Annotated in this window: 25 protein-coding genes and 1 pseudogene; 16 read left to right on the top strand and 10 right to left on the bottom strand. The window is 67.1% G+C overall.

Annotated features, from left to right (window positions below; translation table 11 throughout):
- Nucleotides 1–25 precede the first annotated feature (25 nt).
- The 9 genes from HMPREF3014_RS03615 to HMPREF3014_RS03575 all read left to right on the top strand — a co-directional run bounded on the left by HMPREF3014_RS03615 (nt 26) and on the right by HMPREF3014_RS03575 (nt 5,683).
- Entirely contained in the window at nt 26–391 is a 366-nt protein-coding gene (locus HMPREF3014_RS03615; RefSeq protein WP_003113659.1) for a DUF3509 domain-containing protein, read from the top strand.
- 328 nt (nt 392–719) lie between these two features.
- Nucleotides 720–1,817, top strand: coding sequence for a DUF3182 family protein (locus tag HMPREF3014_RS03610; protein ID WP_003088961.1), 1,098 nt, complete (start codon nt 720–722; stop codon nt 1,815–1,817).
- Nucleotides 1,814–2,590, top strand: a complete 777-nt coding sequence (locus HMPREF3014_RS03605; protein WP_003113660.1) for an alpha/beta hydrolase family protein — start codon at nt 1,814–1,816, stop codon at nt 2,588–2,590. Before HMPREF3014_RS03610 ends, HMPREF3014_RS03605 begins: the two co-directional genes overlap by 4 nt.
- Nucleotides 2,591–2,715: 125 nt before the next feature.
- Nucleotides 2,716–3,168, top strand: a complete 453-nt coding sequence (locus HMPREF3014_RS03600; RefSeq protein ID WP_003123478.1) for a PA2169 family four-helix-bundle protein — start codon at nt 2,716–2,718, stop codon at nt 3,166–3,168.
- 26 nt (nt 3,169–3,194) lie between these two features.
- Nucleotides 3,195–3,404, top strand: coding sequence for a PLDc N-terminal domain-containing protein (locus tag HMPREF3014_RS03595; RefSeq protein WP_003123477.1), 210 nt, complete (start codon nt 3,195–3,197; stop codon nt 3,402–3,404).
- Nucleotides 3,405–3,478: 74 nt separating this feature from the next.
- Complete coding sequence (locus HMPREF3014_RS03590; RefSeq protein WP_003113663.1) at nt 3,479–3,949, top strand: hemerythrin domain-containing protein; 471 nt, start codon at nt 3,479–3,481, stop codon at nt 3,947–3,949.
- A 3-nt stretch (nt 3,950–3,952) separates the two neighbouring features.
- Entirely contained in the window at nt 3,953–5,029 is a 1,077-nt protein-coding gene (locus HMPREF3014_RS03585; RefSeq protein WP_023087533.1) for a zinc-binding metallopeptidase family protein, read from the top strand.
- Between the two features lie 26 nt (nt 5,030–5,055).
- A complete protein-coding gene (locus HMPREF3014_RS03580; RefSeq protein WP_003088973.1) occupies nt 5,056–5,406 on the top strand; it encodes a YgaP family membrane protein in 351 nt (116 codons plus the stop codon).
- A 55-nt stretch (nt 5,407–5,461) separates the two neighbouring features.
- On the top strand, nt 5,462–5,683 hold the full coding sequence (locus HMPREF3014_RS03575; RefSeq protein ID WP_003113664.1) for a hypothetical protein: 222 nt from the start codon (nt 5,462–5,464) through the stop codon (nt 5,681–5,683).
- A gap of 32 nt (nt 5,684–5,715) precedes the next feature.
- Here HMPREF3014_RS03575 and HMPREF3014_RS03570 read toward each other — a convergent pair whose 3' ends face one another.
- The 3 genes from HMPREF3014_RS03570 to HMPREF3014_RS03560 all read right to left on the bottom strand — a co-directional run bounded on the left by HMPREF3014_RS03570 (nt 5,716) and on the right by HMPREF3014_RS03560 (nt 7,258).
- Nucleotides 5,716–6,024 carry a hypothetical protein gene (locus tag HMPREF3014_RS03570; protein WP_003144276.1) on the bottom strand — a complete coding sequence of 103 codons (309 nt, stop codon included), beginning with the start codon at nt 6,022–6,024 and terminating at the stop codon, nt 5,716–5,718.
- A gap of 283 nt (nt 6,025–6,307) precedes the next feature.
- Nucleotides 6,308–6,655 (bottom strand): hypothetical protein, encoded by a 348-nt coding sequence (locus tag HMPREF3014_RS03565; RefSeq protein ID WP_003088982.1) that lies wholly within the window; start codon nt 6,653–6,655, stop codon nt 6,308–6,310.
- A 12-nt stretch (nt 6,656–6,667) separates the two neighbouring features.
- Nucleotides 6,668–7,258 (bottom strand): NAD(P)-dependent oxidoreductase, encoded by a 591-nt coding sequence (locus tag HMPREF3014_RS03560; protein ID WP_003088985.1) that lies wholly within the window; start codon nt 7,256–7,258, stop codon nt 6,668–6,670.
- Between the two features lie 229 nt (nt 7,259–7,487).
- On the opposite strand from HMPREF3014_RS03560, the gene HMPREF3014_RS03555 reads away from it, so the two are divergent.
- Nucleotides 7,488–9,440 carry a hybrid sensor histidine kinase/response regulator gene (locus HMPREF3014_RS03555; protein ID WP_003088988.1) on the top strand — a complete coding sequence of 651 codons (1,953 nt, stop codon included), beginning with the start codon at nt 7,488–7,490 and terminating at the stop codon, nt 9,438–9,440.
- 3 nt (nt 9,441–9,443) lie between these two features.
- Here the strand turns inward: HMPREF3014_RS03555 and HMPREF3014_RS03550 are convergent, their stop codons facing one another.
- Nucleotides 9,444–10,052, bottom strand: a complete 609-nt coding sequence (locus HMPREF3014_RS03550) for a Yip1 family protein (protein WP_003123473.1) — start codon at nt 10,050–10,052, stop codon at nt 9,444–9,446.
- A gap of 160 nt (nt 10,053–10,212) precedes the next feature.
- Between HMPREF3014_RS03550 and HMPREF3014_RS03545 the strand changes: the two genes are divergently transcribed.
- On the top strand, nt 10,213–10,443 hold the full coding sequence (locus tag HMPREF3014_RS03545; protein WP_003113668.1) for a hypothetical protein: 231 nt from the start codon (nt 10,213–10,215) through the stop codon (nt 10,441–10,443).
- Here the strand turns inward: HMPREF3014_RS03545 and HMPREF3014_RS03540 are convergent.
- Nucleotides 10,427–11,377 carry a methyltransferase gene (locus HMPREF3014_RS03540; RefSeq protein ID WP_003113669.1) on the bottom strand — a complete coding sequence of 317 codons (951 nt, stop codon included), beginning with the start codon at nt 11,375–11,377 and terminating at the stop codon, nt 10,427–10,429. The genes HMPREF3014_RS03545 and HMPREF3014_RS03540 overlap by 17 nt on opposite strands.
- On the bottom strand, nt 11,361–12,737 hold the full coding sequence (locus HMPREF3014_RS03535) for an iron-containing redox enzyme family protein (protein WP_016851698.1): 1,377 nt from the start codon (nt 12,735–12,737) through the stop codon (nt 11,361–11,363). The genes HMPREF3014_RS03540 and HMPREF3014_RS03535 overlap by 17 nt, the downstream gene beginning before the upstream one ends.
- 185 nt (nt 12,738–12,922) lie before the next feature.
- On the opposite strand from HMPREF3014_RS03535, the gene HMPREF3014_RS03530 reads away from it, so the two are divergent.
- Nucleotides 12,923–14,056 carry a carboxylate-amine ligase gene (locus HMPREF3014_RS03530; protein ID WP_023087532.1) on the top strand — a complete coding sequence of 378 codons (1,134 nt, stop codon included), beginning with the start codon at nt 12,923–12,925 and terminating at the stop codon, nt 14,054–14,056.
- Nucleotides 14,046–14,147, top strand: a pseudogene (locus HMPREF3014_RS35365) (hypothetical protein); the annotation flags it as partial. The gene HMPREF3014_RS03530 and the pseudogene HMPREF3014_RS35365, both read left to right, overlap by 11 nt.
- Nucleotides 14,148–14,157: 10 nt before the next feature.
- Here the strand turns inward: HMPREF3014_RS35365 and HMPREF3014_RS03525 are convergent.
- The 3 genes from HMPREF3014_RS03525 to HMPREF3014_RS03515 all read right to left on the bottom strand — a co-directional run bounded on the left by HMPREF3014_RS03525 (nt 14,158) and on the right by HMPREF3014_RS03515 (nt 15,511).
- Nucleotides 14,158–14,427, bottom strand: coding sequence for a hypothetical protein (locus HMPREF3014_RS03525; protein WP_003116974.1), 270 nt, complete (start codon nt 14,425–14,427; stop codon nt 14,158–14,160).
- A gap of 293 nt (nt 14,428–14,720) precedes the next feature.
- Nucleotides 14,721–15,005 carry a DUF2061 domain-containing protein gene (locus HMPREF3014_RS03520; protein ID WP_003115518.1) on the bottom strand — a complete coding sequence of 95 codons (285 nt, stop codon included), beginning with the start codon at nt 15,003–15,005 and terminating at the stop codon, nt 14,721–14,723.
- Complete coding sequence (locus HMPREF3014_RS03515; protein ID WP_003113674.1) at nt 15,002–15,511, bottom strand: ferritin-like domain-containing protein; 510 nt, start codon at nt 15,509–15,511, stop codon at nt 15,002–15,004. Before HMPREF3014_RS03515 ends, HMPREF3014_RS03520 begins: the two co-directional genes overlap by 4 nt.
- A gap of 253 nt (nt 15,512–15,764) precedes the next feature.
- Here HMPREF3014_RS03515 and HMPREF3014_RS03510 point away from each other — a divergent pair, with 253 nt between their 5' ends.
- The 3 genes from HMPREF3014_RS03510 (at nt 15,765) to HMPREF3014_RS03500 (ending at nt 17,433) form a co-directional block, all read left to right on the top strand.
- Nucleotides 15,765–16,649 carry a manganese catalase family protein gene (locus tag HMPREF3014_RS03510; RefSeq protein ID WP_003113675.1) on the top strand — a complete coding sequence of 295 codons (885 nt, stop codon included), beginning with the start codon at nt 15,765–15,767 and terminating at the stop codon, nt 16,647–16,649.
- An 83-nt stretch (nt 16,650–16,732) separates the two neighbouring features.
- The gene (locus HMPREF3014_RS34600) at nt 16,733–16,903 is read left to right on the top strand and encodes a hypothetical protein (RefSeq protein WP_003113676.1); all 171 of its coding nucleotides are present in this window, start codon (nt 16,733–16,735) and stop codon (nt 16,901–16,903) included.
- Between the two features lie 104 nt (nt 16,904–17,007).
- The gene (locus HMPREF3014_RS03500) at nt 17,008–17,433 is read left to right on the top strand and encodes a low affinity iron permease family protein (RefSeq protein WP_010794157.1); all 426 of its coding nucleotides are present in this window, start codon (nt 17,008–17,010) and stop codon (nt 17,431–17,433) included.
- A 19-nt stretch (nt 17,434–17,452) separates the two neighbouring features.
- Here HMPREF3014_RS03500 and HMPREF3014_RS03495 read toward each other — a convergent pair whose 3' ends face one another.
- On the bottom strand, nt 17,453–18,619 hold the full coding sequence (locus tag HMPREF3014_RS03495; RefSeq protein ID WP_003120175.1) for a zinc-dependent alcohol dehydrogenase: 1,167 nt from the start codon (nt 18,617–18,619) through the stop codon (nt 17,453–17,455).
- Nucleotides 18,620–18,858: the final 239 nt, after the last annotated feature.

The raw sequence follows: 18,858 nt of genomic DNA, 5'->3' as shown, positions 1-18,858 counted from the left end.
AATCTGATGAGACAGGAGGCCAGCAATGCTAGATACCGATGAAAACGTGGTTGAGTACCTGGAAGAGCATTTCAAGGATGTGCGCGTCAGTTGCGAACCTCGCCCTGACGGCGCGTTGCTGGTGACCTTGCGTAATAACCAGGGCAAGCGCCTGATGAGCCGGGCGATCTCCGGCCAGGAGCAGAGCAGCCCGCTGTTGCTGAACCAGGTGCTGGAACGCATCCGCCGGGACCTGATCATCGACCAGGGGCCGTTGCAGACGCGCGACAGCGACTATTTCCGCAAGCGCATCGACCTGCTCACGTTCCGCGACAGCGACAACCAGCATCTCACTCATCGCAAGGTCCTGGTCGCCGGCGGCAAGCTGCGTACCATGAGCCTGGCTCGCTGAGCAGGCTGTTTCAGCTCCGGGTCGGTCAGTCGCCGACCCGGCCTTCCGACGCATGGTCCGAACCAAATCCGTCTTCGCCCCCTCCATCTAGAAGTCATCCCTACGATGGAGGCGGACATGCGTTTTCCCACTTCTGCATCATCGGGCGCGACAGCGACCACTCCACGCAACCCCTCGAGGGATCCGGACGAATATCCGGTTCCTGACCACGAAAGCCACGTCCCCCAGGAATTCCCGGAAGAGATTCCGATGGAACAGCCCAACGAAGAGCCCCTCTCGCCCATACCGGAGCCCTGAATGCCCGGTTTCCATCCAGGAGGAGCGGAACATGAGCGCAGACCCTCGGCAGAGACTGGTGGTGGCCCATAGTGTCGATCCCGCGGCCGCCGAACACGAAGTGCAGGGCAACCTGGCCCTGGCGCGCTGGCTGGCGGAAGTCCAGAAGCTGGAGTTCGGCGGCCGCTACGAACCCGAATTGCACCAGCGAGGCCCCCTCTACCTGGTCCCGACCCGCACCCTGGTCGGCAGGGAGACCGCCGTGCGCCTGGGCGTGAACAGTGACGAAGATCTGCTCGGCGGTTTCGTCGAGCACGCGTTCATCGCCGGTAAGGCCATCGTCCATCCGCTGCCGCGCGGCGGCGTGGCGCCGGAAGGCTGGAACCCGCTGTTCGCGGAGAAGGTCCGCGACGTCGTGCTCAACGGCGTCAGCGTCTTCAGCCTGGCCGACGCACACCGCGCCGGCGCTCGCATGCTCGCCGAAGGACCGGTGCGGGCCAAGCTGGCGGAGGCCTGTGGCGGCCTCGGCCAGTACGTGGCGCACGACCTCGACGAACTGGACGCTTGGCTCGGCGGGCTGGAGGAGCGTCAGTTGGCGCAGGGCCTGGTACTGGAAGCCAACCTGGAGAGCATCGTCACCCACAGCGTCGGCCAGCTCCGGGTCAACGGTTTCCTGCTGAGCTACCACGGTCACCAGCACCAGACCCGCAACGCGCGCGGCGAACTGGTCTATGCCGGCTCCGACCTGCTGGTGGCGCGCGGTGGCTACGCCGAGCTGCTGGCCCTGGACCTGGCCCGCGAGGTGCGCCAGGCCATCGAGTACGCGCGGATCTTCGACACCGCCGCGGCGATCTTCTTCCCCGGCTGCTTCGCCTCGCGGCGCAACTACGACATTGCCCAGGGCCGGGATGGCAACGGTCGGGAGCGCTTCGGCGTGCTCGAGCAGTCCTGGCGGGTCGGCGGCGCGAGCAGCGCCGAGATCGCCGCGCTGGAAGCCTTCCGCGCCGATCCGGGGCTGCCCGCGGTGCGCGCCGCGTCGTTCGAGATCCACGAAGACAAGCGCCTGCCGGACAACAGCCGGGTGATCTACCGCGGTCCCGACGAACACGGCGACTTCCTGCTCAAGTATGCGATGACGGGGGAGGCATGACGGCGAACAGCGAACGCATCCGCATCGGGGTCGGCGACGACCGGATCGAAGGCACCTTCCTCAGCCCCCGGGCGAAGGTTCCCGGCGTGCTCTTCGTGCACGGCTGGGGCGGCAGCCAGCAGCGCGACCTGAAGCGCGCCCAGGGCATCGCCGGGCTCGGCTGCGTGTGCCTGACCTTCGACCTGCGCGGCCACGGCGCGGAAAGCGGGCGCCAGGCACTGGTGACGCGCGAGGACAACCTGCAGGACCTGCTCGCCGCCTACGACCGGCTGGTGGCCCACCCGGCCATCGACAGCGAGGCGATCGCGGTGGTCGGCACCAGCTATGGCGGCTACCTGGCGGCGATCCTCAGCCAGTTGCGCGCGGTGCGCTGGCTGGCCTTGCGGGTGCCGGCGATCTACCGCGACGAGGATTGGCTGACGCCCAAGCTGCTGCTCGACCGCGAGGATCTCAGCGAATACCGCAGCAGCCTGATCCCGGCCGCCAGCAACCGAGCCCTGCAGGCCTGCGCGGGATTCCGCGGCGATGTGCTGCTGGTGGAGTCGGAGTTCGACAGCTATGTGCCGCACTCGACCATCATGAGTTTCCGCGCCGCCTTCCAGCAGACCCATTCGCTGACCCACCGGATCATCGACCACGCCGACCATGCGCTCAGCAGCGAGGCGGCGCAGGACGCCTATACCTCGATCCTGGTGGACTGGATCACCGAGATGGTGGTCGGCGAACGTCTCAGCATCACCCCGGCCTACGCCACCATCCATCCGGCTTTCTGAACGCTCCGCGACGGCGAGCCTCCCACCTTCCGTGGGCACTGGTTGCTGCCCACGTTCCGTGCCGGCAGGCGCCGGCGCCGACAGACGCGAGAAATCCCGGACAGCTCCGGGCCAAGGAGAGCGAAATGAACCAGACCAACCTCGACGACACCCTCGACGTACTCAACGACCTGCTGCAAACCAGCAAGGATGGCGAGGCCGGTTTCCACGCCTGCGCCGAGGACCTGCGCGACCCGCAGTTGAAGGCGGCGATGCTGGAGCAGAGCCGCGACTGCGCCGCGGCCGCCGACGAGCTGGAGCGGATCGTCCTGGAACTGGGTGGCAAACCCAAGGACAGCACCAGTTTCGCCGGTGACCTGCATCGGCGCTGGGTCGACCTGAAGTCACTGGTCACCGGCAAGGACGAAGAGGCGGTGCTCAACGAATGCGAGCGCGGCGAGGATGTCGCCAAGCACCGCTACCAGGCGGCGCTGGAAAAACCGCTGCCGGCGGAGATCCACCAGGTGATCGAGCGCCAATACCAGGGCGTACTCCGTCACCACGACCGGGTCCGAGCCCTGCGCGACGCCCGCGCCTGAGCCGACCCCGCGAGGAGGAGCGCGCCATGAGCCAGTCCCTGGCTTTCCTGCTCATCGGCCTGGCCACGCTGGTGGGTTTCTACGACCTGTTGGCCTTCGTCAGCGTGTTCCGCAGCGATCGCAGCGTGAATTCGAAAGCCCTGTGGTCGTTGCTGATCGCGGTGCTGCCGGTGCTCGGCGTGCTGATCTGGGCGGTCGCCGGCCCGCGTGCGGCGACCGCCCGTCCTCGCGACTGAACTCGGCGGAGGAACGCGCGCTCAGCCAGAGAGAGTGCCGGAGCACTCGGATAACAAACCGATGAGGAGCGACCATGAACGCCATCGAATTGCTGGTCCATGACCACGAGACCGTGAAGAAACTGCTCAACGAACTCAGCGAGACCACCGAACGGGCGCTGAAGAAGCGCAGCGAGCTGCTGGGCAGGCTGGAGCTGGAACTGGTGCTGCACACCGCCATCGAGGAAGACATCTTCTATCCGGCGATCAGGGAAAGCGGCGGCAAGGAAGAGCTGAAAATGTACTACGAGGCCAAGGAGGAACACCGCACGGTGGATTCCCTGGTCCTTCCCGACCTCAAGCGCACCCGCCCGGATACCGTGCAGTTCGCCGGCCGGGTCAAGGTGCTCAAGGAACTCCTCGAACACCACATCGAGGAGGAAGAGGGCGAACTATTCCCACGCGCCCGGCAATTGCTCGACGCCGCCGCCCTCAAGCAACTCGGCCAGGCCATGCAGCAGCACAAGAAAGAGCTGAAAGCGCGCCTGGAAAAACGGGCGGCCTGAGGCATGCGCGAAGAAGACCGCGCCTTGCTCGAGGAACTCCTGCTGGCACGTGGCCCCGGTGGCCAGGAAGACGAGGTCAGGGCCATCTGCCAGCGGGAACTCGAGGGCTGTTGCGACGAGGTCGGCAGCGATGCCGCCGGCAACCTGGTCGCGCGCATCAGCCCGCCGCACCTGCCGCGCGAGCAGGCGCGGCGGGCCGCGGTGCGGCTGCTCGCGCACCTCGACGAGATCGCCATGATCGTCAAGCGCGTCGACGCCGACGGTACCCTGCGCGTAGTGGCGCTCGGCGGCGCCCAGCCGGTGAGCTTCGGCGTCTGTCCGGTACAGATCCTGGCCGGCGAGGCGGTACTCGACGGCGTGCTGTCCTACGGCAGCATGCATGCTACCGGCGAGTCGCCGCAGGGCTCCGACGTGCTCTCGGGCGCGGTGCACTGGCGCGACGTACACGTGGTCACCCGGCGCAGCGCCGAGGAGCTGGCGAACCTGGGCGTGCGACCGGGTACCCGCGTGGTGCTCAACCGTCTGTGGCGGCGCCCGTTGTACTTCCAGGATTGCGTCGCCGCGCACTTCCTCGACGACCGCGCACCGCTGCTCGCCGTGCTCGGCGTGGCTCGCGAGATCGCCCGGCGCCGCGATGAGTTGCACGGCGACCTCTACCTGGTGCTCACCACCATGGAGGAGGAGAGTAACGTCGGCGCGCTGTTCACCGCGCGCCGACTGCCGGGCGACATCAGCATCGCGGTGGAAGTCGGCCCAACGGTAGCCGAATACGGCACCCGGCTGTGCCGCGACCCGATCGTCAACAGCGGCGACTCCAAGGGTTATTACAGCCGCCATGTCACCGACCGCCTGTTGCGCGCCGCCGAACGCTGCCAGTACCAGCCGCAGGCGGCGCTGCTGGTGGACTTCGCCTCGGACGCCAGCGCGCTGCTGAGCCACGGCGAGGCCGCGCAGGTCGGCTGCATCGGCATTCCGACCGAGAACACCCACGGTTTCGAGATCGTCCTGGAAGAGGGCATCGAGGCTTGCCGGCGGACGCTGGTCGAGTTCCTCGTGCAACCGCCGGACGACGAAGCCTGACCGATAACCGACGCAAGGAGAATTCCATGAACGAATACCTGCCCACTTCGACGGCCAATGGCCTGCCGCACAACCTGCAGCGCGGCGAGCGACTCGCTTCCATCGGCGCCGGACTGGTCCTGGCCGGCTTCGGCCTGGCCCGCGGTGGCTTGCCCGGCGCCTGCAAGGCTGTCGCCGGCGGCCTGCTGGTCAGCCGCGGGTTGAGTGGGCATTGCCATGTCAAGGGCCTGCTCAATGAACCGCGGGAAGAGTTGCAGTTGCTGCGCGAAGAGGTGCAGCACCTGACCCGCCGCCTGCAGCGCCTGCAGGAGCGCCAGCGCGACGACTCGCGGCAGGACGCTGCGCTGGACGCCGAACTGCCGCCGAACCTGCCGTGATAGCCATGGGCCCTGCGCCTGGCGCAGGGCCCATCGAAGAGAGGAGGGCGAGACGATGGCCAGCCATCTGTTCCTGATCAGCTACATCCTCGACGACCAGCCGATGACCTGCGAATTGCACAGCGAGGCGGATACCCTCAGCCGCGAGGAGGCCCGCCGCCACTTGGAGGCACTGCATCGACCGCACGACGCCGAGGCTATCAGCGATATCCAGGTCAGCAAGGTGGAGCGTACCCATGAACCGGGCACCACGCCGGGACACTACCAGCAGCCCTGACGGCGGGAGGGGAAAAAGAAGGGGGGAGGGGCTCAGCCGGTGCCGGTCTGGAGTTCCGCCTCGAACTCGCCGAAGCGCCTGATTTCCTCGCGCAGGTTGAGGATGAAGGCGCTGAGGTCGCTGAAGCTGCTGCTCTTCAGGAAGTCGCTGTTGGGCACGATGTAGAGCGCGCCGTGGGGGCCGTCGACGCGGCAACTGATGGTCACCGTGAAGTCGGGGTTCAGTTGGCACTGGCAGTCGTGGTCGCGCAGTTCCTCCTCGAGGATCTTCTTCAGGTACAGGTAGGAAAGGTTCATCTGGTCAGGTCTCCCCAGTTCGCGAAGCGCAAGAAAAAGATCCACTCCGTCCCTGGAGCGGGATTAGCCTGAATCAGAGAGAAACCGTCGATACGTACAACGGTAGGGATAACTATAGGCGCCGCGCCGATGAAATACCGGCCACATCCAGAATCTGCGGGATAAGCTGTATCCCGCATGAGGCGCGGGATGCAGAATGCAAGAAGTCGTGCAGAACGCTCATGTCGGAGTGCGATCATGACGGGCGAAAAGCCCGTTCGGCGCTCCTTATGGGCATTCGAAAGAACTTTTCGCCCATATGGTTATATGGATTTTCTCGATATTTCCTCTAGGAACCTCGCCGGCTCGTTGGCGAAGAAGCCGATCTTTTTTGCCGGGTTTCCCGCATCGCCCGCCGCAATCCCCTTGCCACCCCGTAGCCAAGCAGGCAGCCGAGCAGGGTAGCGCCGACCTGCAAGACCAACCCCAGGGCATTGGCCAGGCTCGGCGAGCGTGCGAGTACGCCGGCTTCGGGCCAGAACGCCAGCCATACCGCGACGAAGGCGAGCACCAGGTCGTACCAGGCGCCGCTGACCCCGCCCGGGCGGTAGCCGCGAACGAAAACGATGAAGGCGCTGAAGGCCAGGGCCAGCAGCAGGGTGCCGAAGGCCTGGCTGAGGGTATCGGGTCCGGACATGGCGGGTTCTCCTCAGGGCGCCAGGCGCAGGCACTGGCGCTTGTGCAGGCCGAGACGGACTTCGTCGAGCAGCGCTTCGGCGCAGGCGAACACCCTGGCGGCCTCCACTTCCGCGACGTCGCCGGCGCGGCTGAAATCGTCGATGCGCAGGCCGGCGGGCAGGCTCGGGACCTCCACCAGCGTCCAGTCCAGGCCGCTGACCGTGAGGCTGCGCTCGAGCCCGGCACCCAGTTGCTCCTCGCCGGCGTCGCGCGGCGCCACCAGCCATTGCCAATGGCCAAGCAGGAACAGGCGCGGTACCTCGGCGCGCAGGGCGCCATCGATCAGCGCGGCGCAGATCGGCGGCAAGGCTTCGGCGGCGTAGTCGGACAACGGCGCGAACAGCAGGTCGAGACCGGCAGCCGCCTGGCTGACCTCGATCGACGACGCCAGGCTGGCTGGCTTGCAGCGCAGCCCGGGGCGCGCCTGCAGGCTGTTGAGATCGGCTTGCAAGGCGCTGACTTCGATCTGTCGCTGCAGGGCGGCGGCGATCAGCGCCTGGCTCAGGCTGTCGTGGGGATGGAATATCCCCAGCTTCAGGGTTGCGGTTTCCAGGTTGCGCATGGGAACTCCGGGGTCGGTGCGGTGGAAAGGAGATGTCCCTACCTGCATATCGAAAGCCATACTCCGGACAAGGTTCCGGCGAATGGAATTCGCCGGCCGCGCCGGGGTCTTCCGAAAGGTCGGCCAAGTTCCTGGGGCGAGCCAGCGAGCGGCCGGAAGACGTTCTTCGTACTACCTTGCTGGGTGTGCCTTGCAGCCCGGGTCGAGCAGCCGACGAGTGAACACGTCCATGAAAACCACAAGAAAACCGAAAGTCCCCTTGAACCAGGCCACGCGCAACCGCCTGCTCGACGAAGCGGTCGACGACTACGCGATCCACACCCTGGACAGCGCTGGCCGTATCGCCAGCTGGAGCGCCGGCGCGGCGCGCCTGTTCGGCCACGACGCGAGCGAGATCCTCGGCCGCGACTACGCCTGCTTTCATACCCGCAAGGACCGCGACGCCGGCGTTCCGCAACAGGCGCTGCGCCAGGCGGATGCCGAGGGCCGCTTCGAGACCGAGGGCTGGCGGGTGCGCAGCAACGGCAAGCGCTTCTGGGCGCAGGTGGTGATCGACGCCATCCGCGACAGCCAGGGCCAGTTGCTCGGCTTCGCCCAGCTGATCCACGACCTCAGCGAAGGGCGCGCGGCCAAGGAGGCGCTGCGGCGCAGCCAGGAGCAGTTCCGCCTGCTGGTGCAGAGCGTTACCGACTACGCCATCTACATGCTCGACCACCGCGGGCGGATCACCAACTGGAACCTCGGCGCCCAGCGGATCAAGGGCTACCTGCCGGAAGAGGTGATCGGCCGGCACTTCTCCTGCTTCTACACCCCCGAAGACCGCGAGGCCGGCGAACCGGCCCGCGGCCTGGCCGCCGCCGAACGCGAAGGACGTTTCGAGAAGGAAGGCTGGCGGGTGCGCAAGGACGGCAGTCGCTTCTGGGCCAACGTGGTGATCGATCCGATCCGCGACAGCGATGGCCGGCTGATCGGCTTCGCCAAGGTAACCCGTGACATCACCCACCGGATCGAAGCCGAACGCGAACTGGAACGGGCCCGCCAGGAGCTGTTCCAGGCCCAGAAGATGGAGTCCCTGGGGCACCTCACCGGCGGCGTGGCCCACGACTTCAACAACCTGCTGACGGTAATCATCGGCAGCCTCGGGCTGCTGAAGAAACGCCTGCCCGGCGACCAGCGCACCGCCGACCTCTTGCAGAACGCCCTGGAGGCCGCCCAGCGCGGCGCCAACCTGACCCAGCGGATGCTTTCCTTCGCCCGCAAGCAACGTCTCGATCCGCAGCCCTGCGCGATCCCCGACCTGTTGCGCGGGATGACCGACCTGCTGATCCACTCCCTGGGACCGAGCGTATCGATCGAGACGCGCTTTCCCCTGGATCTCGACCTCGGCCTGACCGACGCCAACCAGCTCGAACTGTCCATCATCAACCTTGCCACCAACGCCCGCGACGCCATGCCCAACGGCGGGCGCATCGTCTTTTCCGCGAGCAACCAGCGGGTGCCGGCGGACAATCCCCATCGCCTCGCACCGGGCAACTATATCTGCCTGAGCATCAGCGACACCGGCAGCGGCATGGACGAGGAAACCCTGCGCCGTGCGGTGGAACCCTTCTACACCACCAAGGGAATTGGGCGTGGCACCGGGCTGGGCCTGTCGATCGTCGACGGCCTCGCCGAGCAGCTCGGCGGCCGGCTCACCCTGGAGAGCCAGCCGGGCGTCGGCACCACCGCGAACATCTGGATACCCGCCGTCCCGCGAACCCCGGAAAGCGCCCGTACGGGCAATGGCGCGACGCCGCAGCCGCCCAGCGAAAGCGAGCGGGTGCGCTTGTCCTGTCGAGTACTGGTGGTGGACGACGACCCGCTGGTGTTGAACAACACCGCGGCGATGCTGGAGGACCTCGGTTGCTCGGTACTCAAGGCCGACTCCGGCAGCCTGGCCCTGGAGATTCTCACGGCGACGCCGGAGCTGGACATCCTCCTGACCGACCAGGCGATGCCACGGATGAACGGCAGCCAGTTGGTGGAGCGGGTCATGGCCCAGGGCCGGCCGCTGAAGATGGCCCTGGCCACCGGCTTCGCGGAAAAGATCGAAGGCGCGGCGGCACAGTTGCCCAAGCTGGCCAAGCCGTTCGGCCAGGAAGAGTTGTACCTGTTCCTGACCGGCACGCTGAAGGCCGGCTGAGCCTCAGCGCAGGTACTCGCCGCTGCCGGCCAGGCTTTGCCCCCAGAACTCGATGAAGATGAAGGCGGTGGTCAGCAGGGTCAGGAAGCCGACGCCGAGGATGCAGAAGGCGTAGAACAATGTCTGCCGCTCCTGCATGCGCATGAACAGCGGCAGGCCGGTGAACAGCAGGCGTACCGAGTAGGCGCAGGCAGCCGCCGCGGCCAGCAGCAGGAGGATCCGCCAGGGCACCAGGGCGACGATCCCGGCGAGCATCAAGGGCACGGCGATCGCCGTGGTGAAGGTCAGGCTGCCCGGTACGCTGGGGCGCGACGGCGTGCGGAATAGCACCCAGCGTACGAAGAAGCCCATGATCACCACGCCGGCGACGAAGCCCAGGTAACACATCGTCGCCAGCAGCAGGGCGCTGCCGCTGGAGAGGTGTTGCACGCTGTCGTTGCCCGGCAGCGACCAGCCGACCTGGGTAGTGCCGATGAACAGGCAGGCCGCCGGCAGCAGCGGCAATAGCAACAGCGGAACGAGGAAGGCGAAAGGGTGATGGTCGTAGTCCTGGCGCAGACGAGGCCAGGCATTGGAGGGACTGATCAGTAGCCGAGCCATTTCGCGGGTCATGACGGGCACCTCTTTTCTGTGGCGTTCAGGAGTCTGGACCGGCCCGGCGCGAGGGGGTTCAGGTGGCGTGCCGGGCGGTCCGCGACCGCCCATCCAGGGCCTTGAACCGGAAGACGCGGGGAGCGCCGAAAGACAAACGTCCCTGTCTTCCGGAGGAGCCATGACCACCTACGAAATCCAGCACATGCGCGGCTGGCGGCGTTTCGCCCGCACCGTGCGCGCCGCCAGCCGGGCCGAGGCGGAACGCCTGTGCCTGCCCTGGGAGTGGGTGGATGACGAGGTCCTCGCGGTGATTCCGGCCGAGGCCGAGGTGGCCGAGCGCTGGCAGCGCCTGAACGAGGATCTGGTGGGGAGCCTGGAAGGCCTGGAGCGCCTCAGGCGGAACGAGTGACCCGCAGGCCGACCACGGCGATCCGCTCGGCTTCGCGGTAGGCGGGGCTGTCCAACTCTTCGGCGAACACGTCCGGGTCCAGTTCCTGGTAGTCCCAGTCCCACTCCCGAGACGCCAGGCGTTCGCGGATGCGGGCGAGGAACGGATCGCCGCCTTCGACCATCGCCACGCCGGTATACAGCAGCAGGCTGCCGCCGGCTTCCAGGCGCTCGAGGGCGGCATCGACGATTGCCAGCGAGAGCCCGGCGCCGAGCATCCCGCCACCATGCCGGTAGGCGCGCTCCGAGGCATCCAGGAGATAGGGCGGGTTGGCCACGATCAGGTCGAAGCGACCGGGCGCCTGGCTCAGCAGGTCGCTACGCGCCAGGGTCAGGTTACCGACCCCCGCCAGCGCCGCGTTGACCCGCGCCAGGTCGAGCGCCGCCGGATTGATATCCAGCCCGTGTACTTCGGCGTCCGGGCAGGCCATGGCGATGCGGATCGCGCCGGGGCCGGCGCCGCAGCCGATATCCGCCGCACGGCGGATGCGTGCCGGATCGGACGATGCCAGGTGGCTGCGGATCAGCCGGTCGAAGCGGTAGGTGTCGGGGCCGAAGAACACCGCGTCGGCGGCCAGGGTAGGGAAGGCCGAATGGACGAACAGTTGCTCGCCGAGGCTGGAGACGCGCACCTGGCTGCGCCAGCCGTCCGCCTCGCGGCGGATCAGGTCGGCGCCGGCAAGAAGGGTCAGCCAGTCGGCCGGCAGGCTTTCCCCGGCGAATGCCCGGCTCCAGCCGAAGATGCCGGCCAGGTCCCGGGCCATGCGGTTTTCCGGGCGGGCGTTGACGCGCTCATGGGTAGCCGGGGTGACGGTGACGAAACGGTAGTCCTGGCCTCGCAACCAGTTGCCGAGGCTGACCAGGACGTCCAGGCGCGGATCATTCAGGCTGGGCATGGGCGGCCCTCCAGCGCTGGCTGAACATCCGCGTGGCAAGGAGACCGGCGGGTCCGTGGTGGCGGTGCGGGGCCATCAGTTCGAGAAGGCGTGCCACGCCCTGCTCGGGGGATAGCCGCAGCAGCTCGCGCCGCAGCGCGACCTGCTCGGCATCCACGTCTCCGCCCGCCGTCGCCGGCTCCGCCAGCGGCGCAAGCGGGTCCCTGTCCGCCGGAGCGGGTGCTTGCCAGTCGCCAGCGATCCAGTCGTACAGCAACTGCTGCTCGTAGGGAGTGAAGACTCCGAACATTGCCGCCCGGTCGCCCTCGATCAGGTTCCAGAAGCGGCTGCCGCGCGGATCGGCATGGCGCCGGATCCAGCCCTCTTCCTCCAGGCAGGCGAGAAACGCCGGGAACCGCCCGGGCACCGCCAGCCACTGGTTCACCGTGCGCCCGCCGATCCGGCAACGATCCGAATGCATACCGGCGGCGTAGGGGCGCTTGCGCTCGAACATGGCCAGCAATTCTTCCTCGAGATCGAAGCCGTCGATTACCTGCGTAGTGCTCAGGCCGACCTCGTTCAGGCGGTAGCCGTTCCTCACCCGTTCGAGGAAGGCCGCGCGCCCGCCAAGCTGCGGCAGGTTGTCGTAGAGCGCGCGCAGGGCCTTGCGCGCATGCCCGCTGGCGGCGTTGTCGATGGTCACGTGCAACTGGAAATAGTAGGAGTCGAAGCCCAGCTCGCGCAGCTCCTGAGTGGTGATCAACAGGTGCAGCGGCGGTTGCTCGTAGCCGAGGTTGTAGCCGATCACTTCGGGCAGGTAGTCCGCGGCGAGGTGGCCGAGGGCGAGTTGCTGGGTGCCCTGCAGGTAGTGGAGATCGCTGAGGCCTTCGACTTCCTCGCTGCCGATGCTGGCCAGCAGGCGCCGGTAGAGCAGGACGTGGTTGCGTGCCGGGACGCCGTCGCCGAGTTCTTCGAGGAAGGTCTCCAGCAGCGGCCGCAGGCGTTCCTCGCCATGATGCGGCAACAGCCCATAGAGCCAGGCGCCGTCGACCAGCTTGGTCGGGGCCACGCTGCGAATGAAGTGCATCGCCTGGGAGGGAACCTGGAAGTAGCGTGGCCCTTCGCCGCGCCGACGTGCCCGGAGGTATTCGGCATGCGCCTCGGCGGTGCGCCGGGCACCGGCATCGAGCCAGGCCGGCCAATCGGCGGGGTCCTCCGGCAGGTCGTCGTCATGGGTGGCGGCCAGGCTCAATTGCTGGTCGAGGAACTCGCCGGCGGCTTCGAGGTGCTCGCGGGGCTCGTCGAGCAGGGCGTGGTACAGGTCGCGGACCCTGGGCGAAGGGCTTGCACTGGAGGCAGGGAGGGGTGAAGACAGGCTCATGTCGCGTTCCTTGTCGTGGGTTTGCGGGGGCGGCCGGGGCGACCACACATATGGGTGCGAGTGACACCAGGGGAAAAAGGTTTCACTGGCAGGATCGGCGGCGCGCCGGGGAACCTCACGGCGGAAAAAACGAACCTCGACGGCACTCCGGCGTCTTCCCGAGACAATCCCCGGGAGCTGCGCCGATGACCCACGACCTGGCCGCCAACGGCCTTCGCTTCGGCATCGAGGAAGAATTCTTCCTGCTCGATGCCTCCGACCTGGACATCGTCCGCTCCGCACCCGCCGGATTCGTCGCGGCCTGCCGTGACACGCTCGGCGAGCATTTCGCCGAGGAGATGTTCGAATGCCAGGTCGAGGTGGCCAGCCCGGTGTTCTCCACCCTGGCCGAGGCCGCGCGCTTCCACGGTCAGGCCCGGCAACGCCTGGCGCATCTGGCCATGGACTTCGGCCTGCGCTCGCTCTGCGTCGGCACCCATCCCTTCGCCGACTGGCGGCGGGCGCGAAGCAACCCGGCGGCGCACTTCGCCCGCCTGTTCGAGGACCAGGGGCGGGTGGCCCGGCGCAGCCTGGTCTGCGGCCTGCACGTGCATGTGGAGATACCGCCGAGCCACGACCGCATGGCCGTGCTCCAGCGCGTGTTGCCGTGGCTGCCGCTGCTGCTGGCGTTGAGCGCATCCTCGCCGTTCCGCGGCGGCCGGCGCAGCGGCCTGGCGAGCTATCGACGGGCACTCTGCGGCGAGTGGCCGAGGATGAACATTCCTCCTGCCTTGCCCGACGAGGACGCCTATCGCCGCCACCTGGCGCTGCTGCGCGAGACCGGCTGCATCCGCGAGGATGGCCAGGTCTGGTGGATGATCCGGCCGTCATCCCATGTGCCGACCCTGGAGCTGCGTATCTGCGACGCCTGCCCGCGCCTGGCCGACGCGCTGAGCCTGGCCGGGCTGTTCAGGGCGCTGGTGGGCGAAGCGCTGGGCGCGGGCCCGCATGCGTTGCCGGTCGCGCGCGACGCCTGCCTGGAGGAAAACTACTGGCAGGCGCTGCGTTACGGCTGCGCCGGCCGCTATCTCGTCGATGGCCGCTGCGTAGGTGCCGGGGACTGGCTGGAAATGGCCTGGCGACAGTGCCGGCCGCAGGCCCGCCAGGGCAACGAATGGGCCTACCAGCATGCCTGCGGGTTACTCGAAGAGACCTCCGCCGCCCGCCAGTTGCGGCGTTACCGGAGGTTGCGCGAAGCGGGCCAGGAGCGCCATCCGGCACTGCGCCGGCTGGTGGAGGAGCTGCTGGAGGAAAATCTCCAGCCGGCCTTGGCCGGCTAGCGCGCCGTTCATCATTCCCTTCATCCTCGGCTACACCGCCTGCAGCTACTACGTATTTCGCGGCAAGAGCGCCGATGCCGGCTATCACTGAGCCGGGCCGGTCAGGAACAGGCGCGCCCGATCCGCGGCGTACGGCGGGCACCGGCGAGGAGCAGGGCGAACTCGTCGTGAAGGACTTCGCTCATCCGGCGTACCGCCTCGTCACTGGCCAGGAGATCGAGGGCGACTCCTGGAATGGTGATGTTTTCTTGCGGATTGACATGGCTGCTGAATTGCAAGGTGACTTCATGGGTATCGCTGATGGAAACCAGGCAGTCGTAGCCAGCCAGGTAATTTCGGAAACTGTTGGCAATCATGCGGGGCGTAGTCATGGCTGATACTCCAGGGTGGATCGTTACTCTGACCTTAGCCGCGACGATACCCGCGAGCGAAACATGCAACGATCGACGGGCGCCTCTTCCAGGCAGGCGAAACGAAACGGCAAAGGCCTCGCTTTCTCCATCGCGAACCGACGATTTCGACGGAATTGCCGAAACGCGGGTGAGGCCAGGAAATCTTCTTTCCAAGGAGACGCGCCTACGGACACGCGAGACCCTCGTCGCTCCTCGAACCACCGGCTTGCTGCGCCCGGTGGCGGCTTTCGTCGCCCTCGAAGCGCGCCGGCTCAGTCGCGGCGTTCCGACGGCACCAGATTGCCGTGGCCGTGTCCGCTCTCCCGGCGCGGCCGGGCGCCGAAGCGCTGCCAGACACGCTCGTGGAAATAGAACGCCACGGTGTTGCAACTGGGTTCGATCAGCGCGATCAGGCCGCCGGTCAGCACCGAGCCGGTCAGCGTGTAGGCCACGCCGAAGGCGATGCTGAAGTGCAGTATGGCGAAAGTCAGGGTCTTGAGCAGGGGCGCCTGCGGGTCCGATCGCCCGCAGCACGCCCCGATCACCCTTGGGTTCATCGCTTGGCCTCGGTGTCCGGCTGAGAGTCGCGGGCAAGGAAGGCCTGGGTGAGTTCCGGCAGATGGTCGCGCAACCAGTCCGCCATGGCTTGTTCCTGGGGCAGGATGCGTTCCAGCGCGGCAAGGGTTTCGGCGTCGCCGACTTCGCGGGCGGCGGCGATCAGCACGGTGTAGGCGGCGATCTCCATGTTTTCGAACACATAGCCGCTCATGGCGCCCTTGACCACTTCGTCGCTGACTGTCATGCCAGCCACCGCCTGGCCGAAGGCCATCAGCTTGGCGCCGATGTCCTTCAGCGTCGACGGACTGCTGTCCAGGCGCTTCAGACACTCCTCGAGCAGACGCTGCTGGCCATGGGTTTCCTCGATGTGCTGTTCGATCCGCGTCTTCAGTTGCGGATAGTGTTCCAGCCGCGCGGCTTGCGCTTTCAGCATCTGCTCGGCCTGTTGCTCCATGGCGTGGGCATCGCGCAGCCAGTCCAGCAGGTTTTCCTGTTTGCTCGTCATCGCGGTTCTCCTCGGTGTGTATGTGTCTGCTCAGAGGTGGCCGCCGGGCGCAGCGTTCAGTTTCTTTTCCGACCGGTAGCAGTCAGCGCAGCGGCGCCGTTGCGCCAGGCGAGACGCGTTGGGGAAAAGTTCTGAACCATCGCCCGCTGCGGGATTCCGAGCTTCCGTGCGCAGGATGAAAGCGCCGCTTCGAATAGCCGTTGTTCGAATGTCCGTCGGAGGGAAGGTCCACGAACCCACAGAGGAACGAACCATGTTCGTACATGACAAGCGACTGCAGTACACCGTCAGGGTCGCCGCGCCCGATCCTGGCCTGGCCAACCTGCTGCTGGAGCAGTTCGGCGGGCCGCAGGGCGAGCTGGCCGCCGCCATGCGCTATTTCACCCAGGGCCTCGGCGAGTGCGATCCCGGTCGCAAGGACCTGCTGATGGACATCGCCACCGAGGAACTCAGCCACCTGGAAATCATCGGTTCGATCGTCGGCATGCTCAACAAGGGCGCCAAGGGGCGTCTGGCCGAAGCGGTGGAGGAGGAGGCCGAGCTGTACCGTTCGTTGACCGGAGGCGGCAACGACTCGCATATCACCTCGCTGCTTTACGGCGGCGGGCCCGCCCTGGTGAACTCCGGTGGCGTACCCTGGAGCGCGGCCTACATCGATACCATCGGCGAGCCGACCGCGGACCTGCGTTCCAACATCGCCGCCGAGGCGCGTGCGAAGATCGTTTACGAACGACTGATCAACCTCACCGACGATCCCGGCATCAAGGATGCGCTGACCTTCCTCATGACCCGCGAACTGGCGCACCAGCTTTCCTTCGAAAAGGCCCTGCACTCGATCCAGCCGAACTTCCCGCAAGGCAAGCTGCAAGGGATGCCGGAGTTCGCCCGGCGTTACCTGAACATGTCGCGCGGCGAGGGCGACACGCGCGGTTCCTGGAACGAGGGTGATGGCTGGGAATACGTGGAGGCGCCACAGCCGGCCCTGGATGGAGGCGACGGCACGGCCAGCGTGAACCTGTCCGAGACTGAGCAGGAGGTGTTGCAGCGAATGGCAGACCGCACCCGCTCCGACCCCATGACCGATCCGCTGACAGGTGCGGACCTGGGCGCTGGCGCGGCTGCCGACAAAGCGCCTTGAGCGCGGATGCCCGACGTCGGCGGGCGAGTCCCGGCCTCCACGCCCGGCACCTTAGCGTGGAGGCACGGCAGAGGAGCCTCGAGATGACCGCCAAGCGCGAAACACCCGAGACAGAAAACACCCCGCTGAGCCCCGCCTCGCCGACGCTACGTCCCGAGCGGGGCAAGCGCGACCAGGCGAGCGAGGCGCAACCGGAATTCGCCCCGGACGATCCCGACGTAGCGGGCCCCGGCGAAGCCCGTCGTCCCGCCTGAAGTCGCCGGCGCCCGCAGGGCGCCGGTCATTTCGTCCGGTCGTTGGAAAGCCCGGCGGGGCGGGCGGTCATCAGTAGGGAGAATGCAGCAGGGAGTCCGCCGCCATGAGTTTTTCCCGTTTCGCCCAACGCCTGTCCAACTGGGCCGGCCGCCCGCCAACCTTCGTCGTTGCCCTCGGATTGATCCTGTTGTGGGCGATCAGCGGGCCGCTCTTCGACTTCAACGATACCTGGCAACTGGTGATCAATACCTCGACCACCATTGTCACCTTCCTCATGGTCTTCCTCATCCAGAACACCCAGAACCGCGATACCGACGCGCTGCATATCAAGATCGACGAACTGTTGCGCAGCACCCGACGTGCCCACAATGCGCTGCTCGGTCTGGACGACCTGGACGCCGATACCCTTCGCGAACTGCGTCAGCGCTACCAGCACATGGGCGAGCAGGACGGCGAGACGCCAGAAAGCGTCGCCGCCGAGGAAGAGCGCCAGTGCGGATGCGGCGAGGAGCGACGGCGCGACGACTGAACCGCCGCGCCGTGATGGCTCATGGGCGCAGGACGACCTTGCGGCAATCCTCGCGTTTTTCGTCGAACAGGGCGTAGCCCTCCGGTGCGTCGTCCAGACGCAGGCGGTGGCTGATGATCGCCTCGGGATGCAGGTCGCCGTTGCCGATGTGTTCGAGCAAGGCCGGCAGCAGTGCCTGTACATGGGTCTGGCCCATCTTGAAGGTCAAGCCCTTGTCGAAGGCATCGCCGAACAGGAAGCCATGGATGAAGCCGGCATACACGCCCGGCACGCTCACCGTGCCACCCCGCCGGACAGCCGCGATGCACTGGCGTAGTGCCTTGCCGCTGCTGGCTTCGAGCTTGAGCGCGGTGAGCACGGTTTCGGTGACGCTGCCCTTGGCCTCGAAGCCCACCGCGTCGATCACCGCGTCGACGCCGCGGTGCCCGTCGGTGCGCTCGATGATCGCCGCGGCGGGATCGTCCTCCTGGTCGAAGTCGATGGGAATCGCACCGTAGGTGCGCGCGGCGAAGTCCAGCCGGTAGGGATGGTGGTCGACGATGAAGATCCGCTCGGCGCCCAACATCCGCGCGCAGGCGGCGGCCATCAGGCCGACCGGGCCGGCGCCGTAGATCGCCACGCTACTGCCCTGGCGGACGCCGGCATTGCGCACCGCCTGGTAGCCGGTGGGGAGGATGTCGCTGAGGAACAGCACGCGTTCGTCTTCCATTACGTCGGGAATCACGAAAGGCCCGCTGTTGGCCTTGGGCACCCGAACGTATTCGGCCTGGCCACCCGGCACGCCGCCGTACAGGTGGCTGTAGCCATAGAGCGCCGCGCCCGGCGGAATCTGCTTCTTGTTGAGGATCGCGCCGCGCCCCGGGTTGGTGGTCTCGCAGGCGGCGTGCAGGTTCAGGCGGCAGAAGAAGCACTCGCCGCAGGCGATGACGAAGGGCACCACCACCCGGTCGCCCGGACGCACCGCGGTCACGGCCGAGCCGACTTCCTCGACGACGCCCATGAACTCGTGGCCGAGGATGTCGCCCTGCTCGACCATCGGGATCTTGCCCCGGTAGAGATGCAGGTCGGAGCCGCAGATGGCGGTGGCGGTCACGCGAAGCAGCAGGTCGTCGGGTTCCTGCAGGCGCGGTTCGGCAACCCGATCGATACGGACATCGTGGCTGCCGTGGAAGGTGAGGGCGCGCATGGCATTGCTCCTGGCTGTGGGTCGTGCAGGTGGGGCGTGCGCAGCAGCACCGGAGTTCATTCGGCGGGATGGGTGGCGCTCGATACCGGCCCCCGGAGGCCACTGCACCACGTTGAGTCGTGGAGGCCGGCGAGGAACGCAGGCCCTCGCTCCCTGGGTGCCATTCGTCGCGACGATGGCTCACGGCGGACGTACGGCAATCCTCTGTAGGGAAAGCATTGCAGACCGTCGAGGAACCG

The organism is Pseudomonas sp. HMSC065H01 (assembly GCF_001815235.1).
Lineage (GTDB): Bacteria > Pseudomonadota > Gammaproteobacteria > Pseudomonadales > Pseudomonadaceae > Pseudomonas > Pseudomonas aeruginosa.
This window is presented reverse-complemented; position numbering and strand designations above follow the sequence as displayed.

Excerpts from the sequence above, each read along its gene's own strand:
- HMPREF3014_RS03560 (WP_003088985.1), bottom strand. The coding sequence starts at position 7,258 with ATGCGCAACCTGGAAACCGCAACCCTGAAGCTGGGGATATTCCATCCC.
- HMPREF3014_RS03500 (WP_010794157.1), top strand. The coding sequence starts at position 17,008 with ATGAGTTTTTCCCGTTTCGCCCAACGCCTGTCCAACTGGGCCGGCCGC.
- HMPREF3014_RS03495 (WP_003120175.1), bottom strand. The coding sequence starts at position 18,619 with ATGCGCGCCCTCACCTTCCACGGCAGCCACGATGTCCGTATCGATCGG.
- HMPREF3014_RS03595 (WP_003123477.1), top strand. The coding sequence starts at position 3,195 with ATGAGCCAGTCCCTGGCTTTCCTGCTCATCGGCCTGGCCACGCTGGTG.
- HMPREF3014_RS03520 (WP_003115518.1), bottom strand. The coding sequence starts at position 15,005 with ATGAACCCAAGGGTGATCGGGGCGTGCTGCGGGCGATCGGACCCGCAG.
- HMPREF3014_RS03540 (WP_003113669.1), bottom strand. The coding sequence starts at position 11,377 with ATGCCCAGCCTGAATGATCCGCGCCTGGACGTCCTGGTCAGCCTCGGC.
- HMPREF3014_RS03550 (WP_003123473.1), bottom strand. The coding sequence starts at position 10,052 with ATGACCCGCGAAATGGCTCGGCTACTGATCAGTCCCTCCAATGCCTGG.
- HMPREF3014_RS03615 (WP_003113659.1), top strand. The coding sequence starts at position 26 with ATGCTAGATACCGATGAAAACGTGGTTGAGTACCTGGAAGAGCATTTC.
- HMPREF3014_RS03575 (WP_003113664.1), top strand. The coding sequence starts at position 5,462 with ATGGCCAGCCATCTGTTCCTGATCAGCTACATCCTCGACGACCAGCCG.
- HMPREF3014_RS03565 (WP_003088982.1), bottom strand. The coding sequence starts at position 6,655 with ATGTCCGGACCCGATACCCTCAGCCAGGCCTTCGGCACCCTGCTGCTG.
- HMPREF3014_RS03510 (WP_003113675.1), top strand. The coding sequence starts at position 15,765 with ATGTTCGTACATGACAAGCGACTGCAGTACACCGTCAGGGTCGCCGCG.
- HMPREF3014_RS03545 (WP_003113668.1), top strand. The coding sequence starts at position 10,213 with ATGACCACCTACGAAATCCAGCACATGCGCGGCTGGCGGCGTTTCGCC.
- HMPREF3014_RS03605 (WP_003113660.1), top strand. The coding sequence starts at position 1,814 with ATGACGGCGAACAGCGAACGCATCCGCATCGGGGTCGGCGACGACCGG.
- HMPREF3014_RS03530 (WP_023087532.1), top strand. The coding sequence starts at position 12,923 with ATGACCCACGACCTGGCCGCCAACGGCCTTCGCTTCGGCATCGAGGAA.
- HMPREF3014_RS03590 (WP_003113663.1), top strand. The coding sequence starts at position 3,479 with ATGAACGCCATCGAATTGCTGGTCCATGACCACGAGACCGTGAAGAAA.
- HMPREF3014_RS03555 (WP_003088988.1), top strand. The coding sequence starts at position 7,488 with ATGAAAACCACAAGAAAACCGAAAGTCCCCTTGAACCAGGCCACGCGC.
- HMPREF3014_RS03580 (WP_003088973.1), top strand. The coding sequence starts at position 5,056 with ATGAACGAATACCTGCCCACTTCGACGGCCAATGGCCTGCCGCACAAC.
- HMPREF3014_RS03525 (WP_003116974.1), bottom strand. The coding sequence starts at position 14,427 with ATGACTACGCCCCGCATGATTGCCAACAGTTTCCGAAATTACCTGGCT.
- HMPREF3014_RS03515 (WP_003113674.1), bottom strand. The coding sequence starts at position 15,511 with ATGACGAGCAAACAGGAAAACCTGCTGGACTGGCTGCGCGATGCCCAC.
- HMPREF3014_RS03600 (WP_003123478.1), top strand. The coding sequence starts at position 2,716 with ATGAACCAGACCAACCTCGACGACACCCTCGACGTACTCAACGACCTG.
- HMPREF3014_RS03535 (WP_016851698.1), bottom strand. The coding sequence starts at position 12,737 with ATGAGCCTGTCTTCACCCCTCCCTGCCTCCAGTGCAAGCCCTTCGCCC.
- HMPREF3014_RS03610 (WP_003088961.1), top strand. The coding sequence starts at position 720 with ATGAGCGCAGACCCTCGGCAGAGACTGGTGGTGGCCCATAGTGTCGAT.
- HMPREF3014_RS03585 (WP_023087533.1), top strand. The coding sequence starts at position 3,953 with ATGCGCGAAGAAGACCGCGCCTTGCTCGAGGAACTCCTGCTGGCACGT.
- HMPREF3014_RS34600 (WP_003113676.1), top strand. The coding sequence starts at position 16,733 with ATGACCGCCAAGCGCGAAACACCCGAGACAGAAAACACCCCGCTGAGC.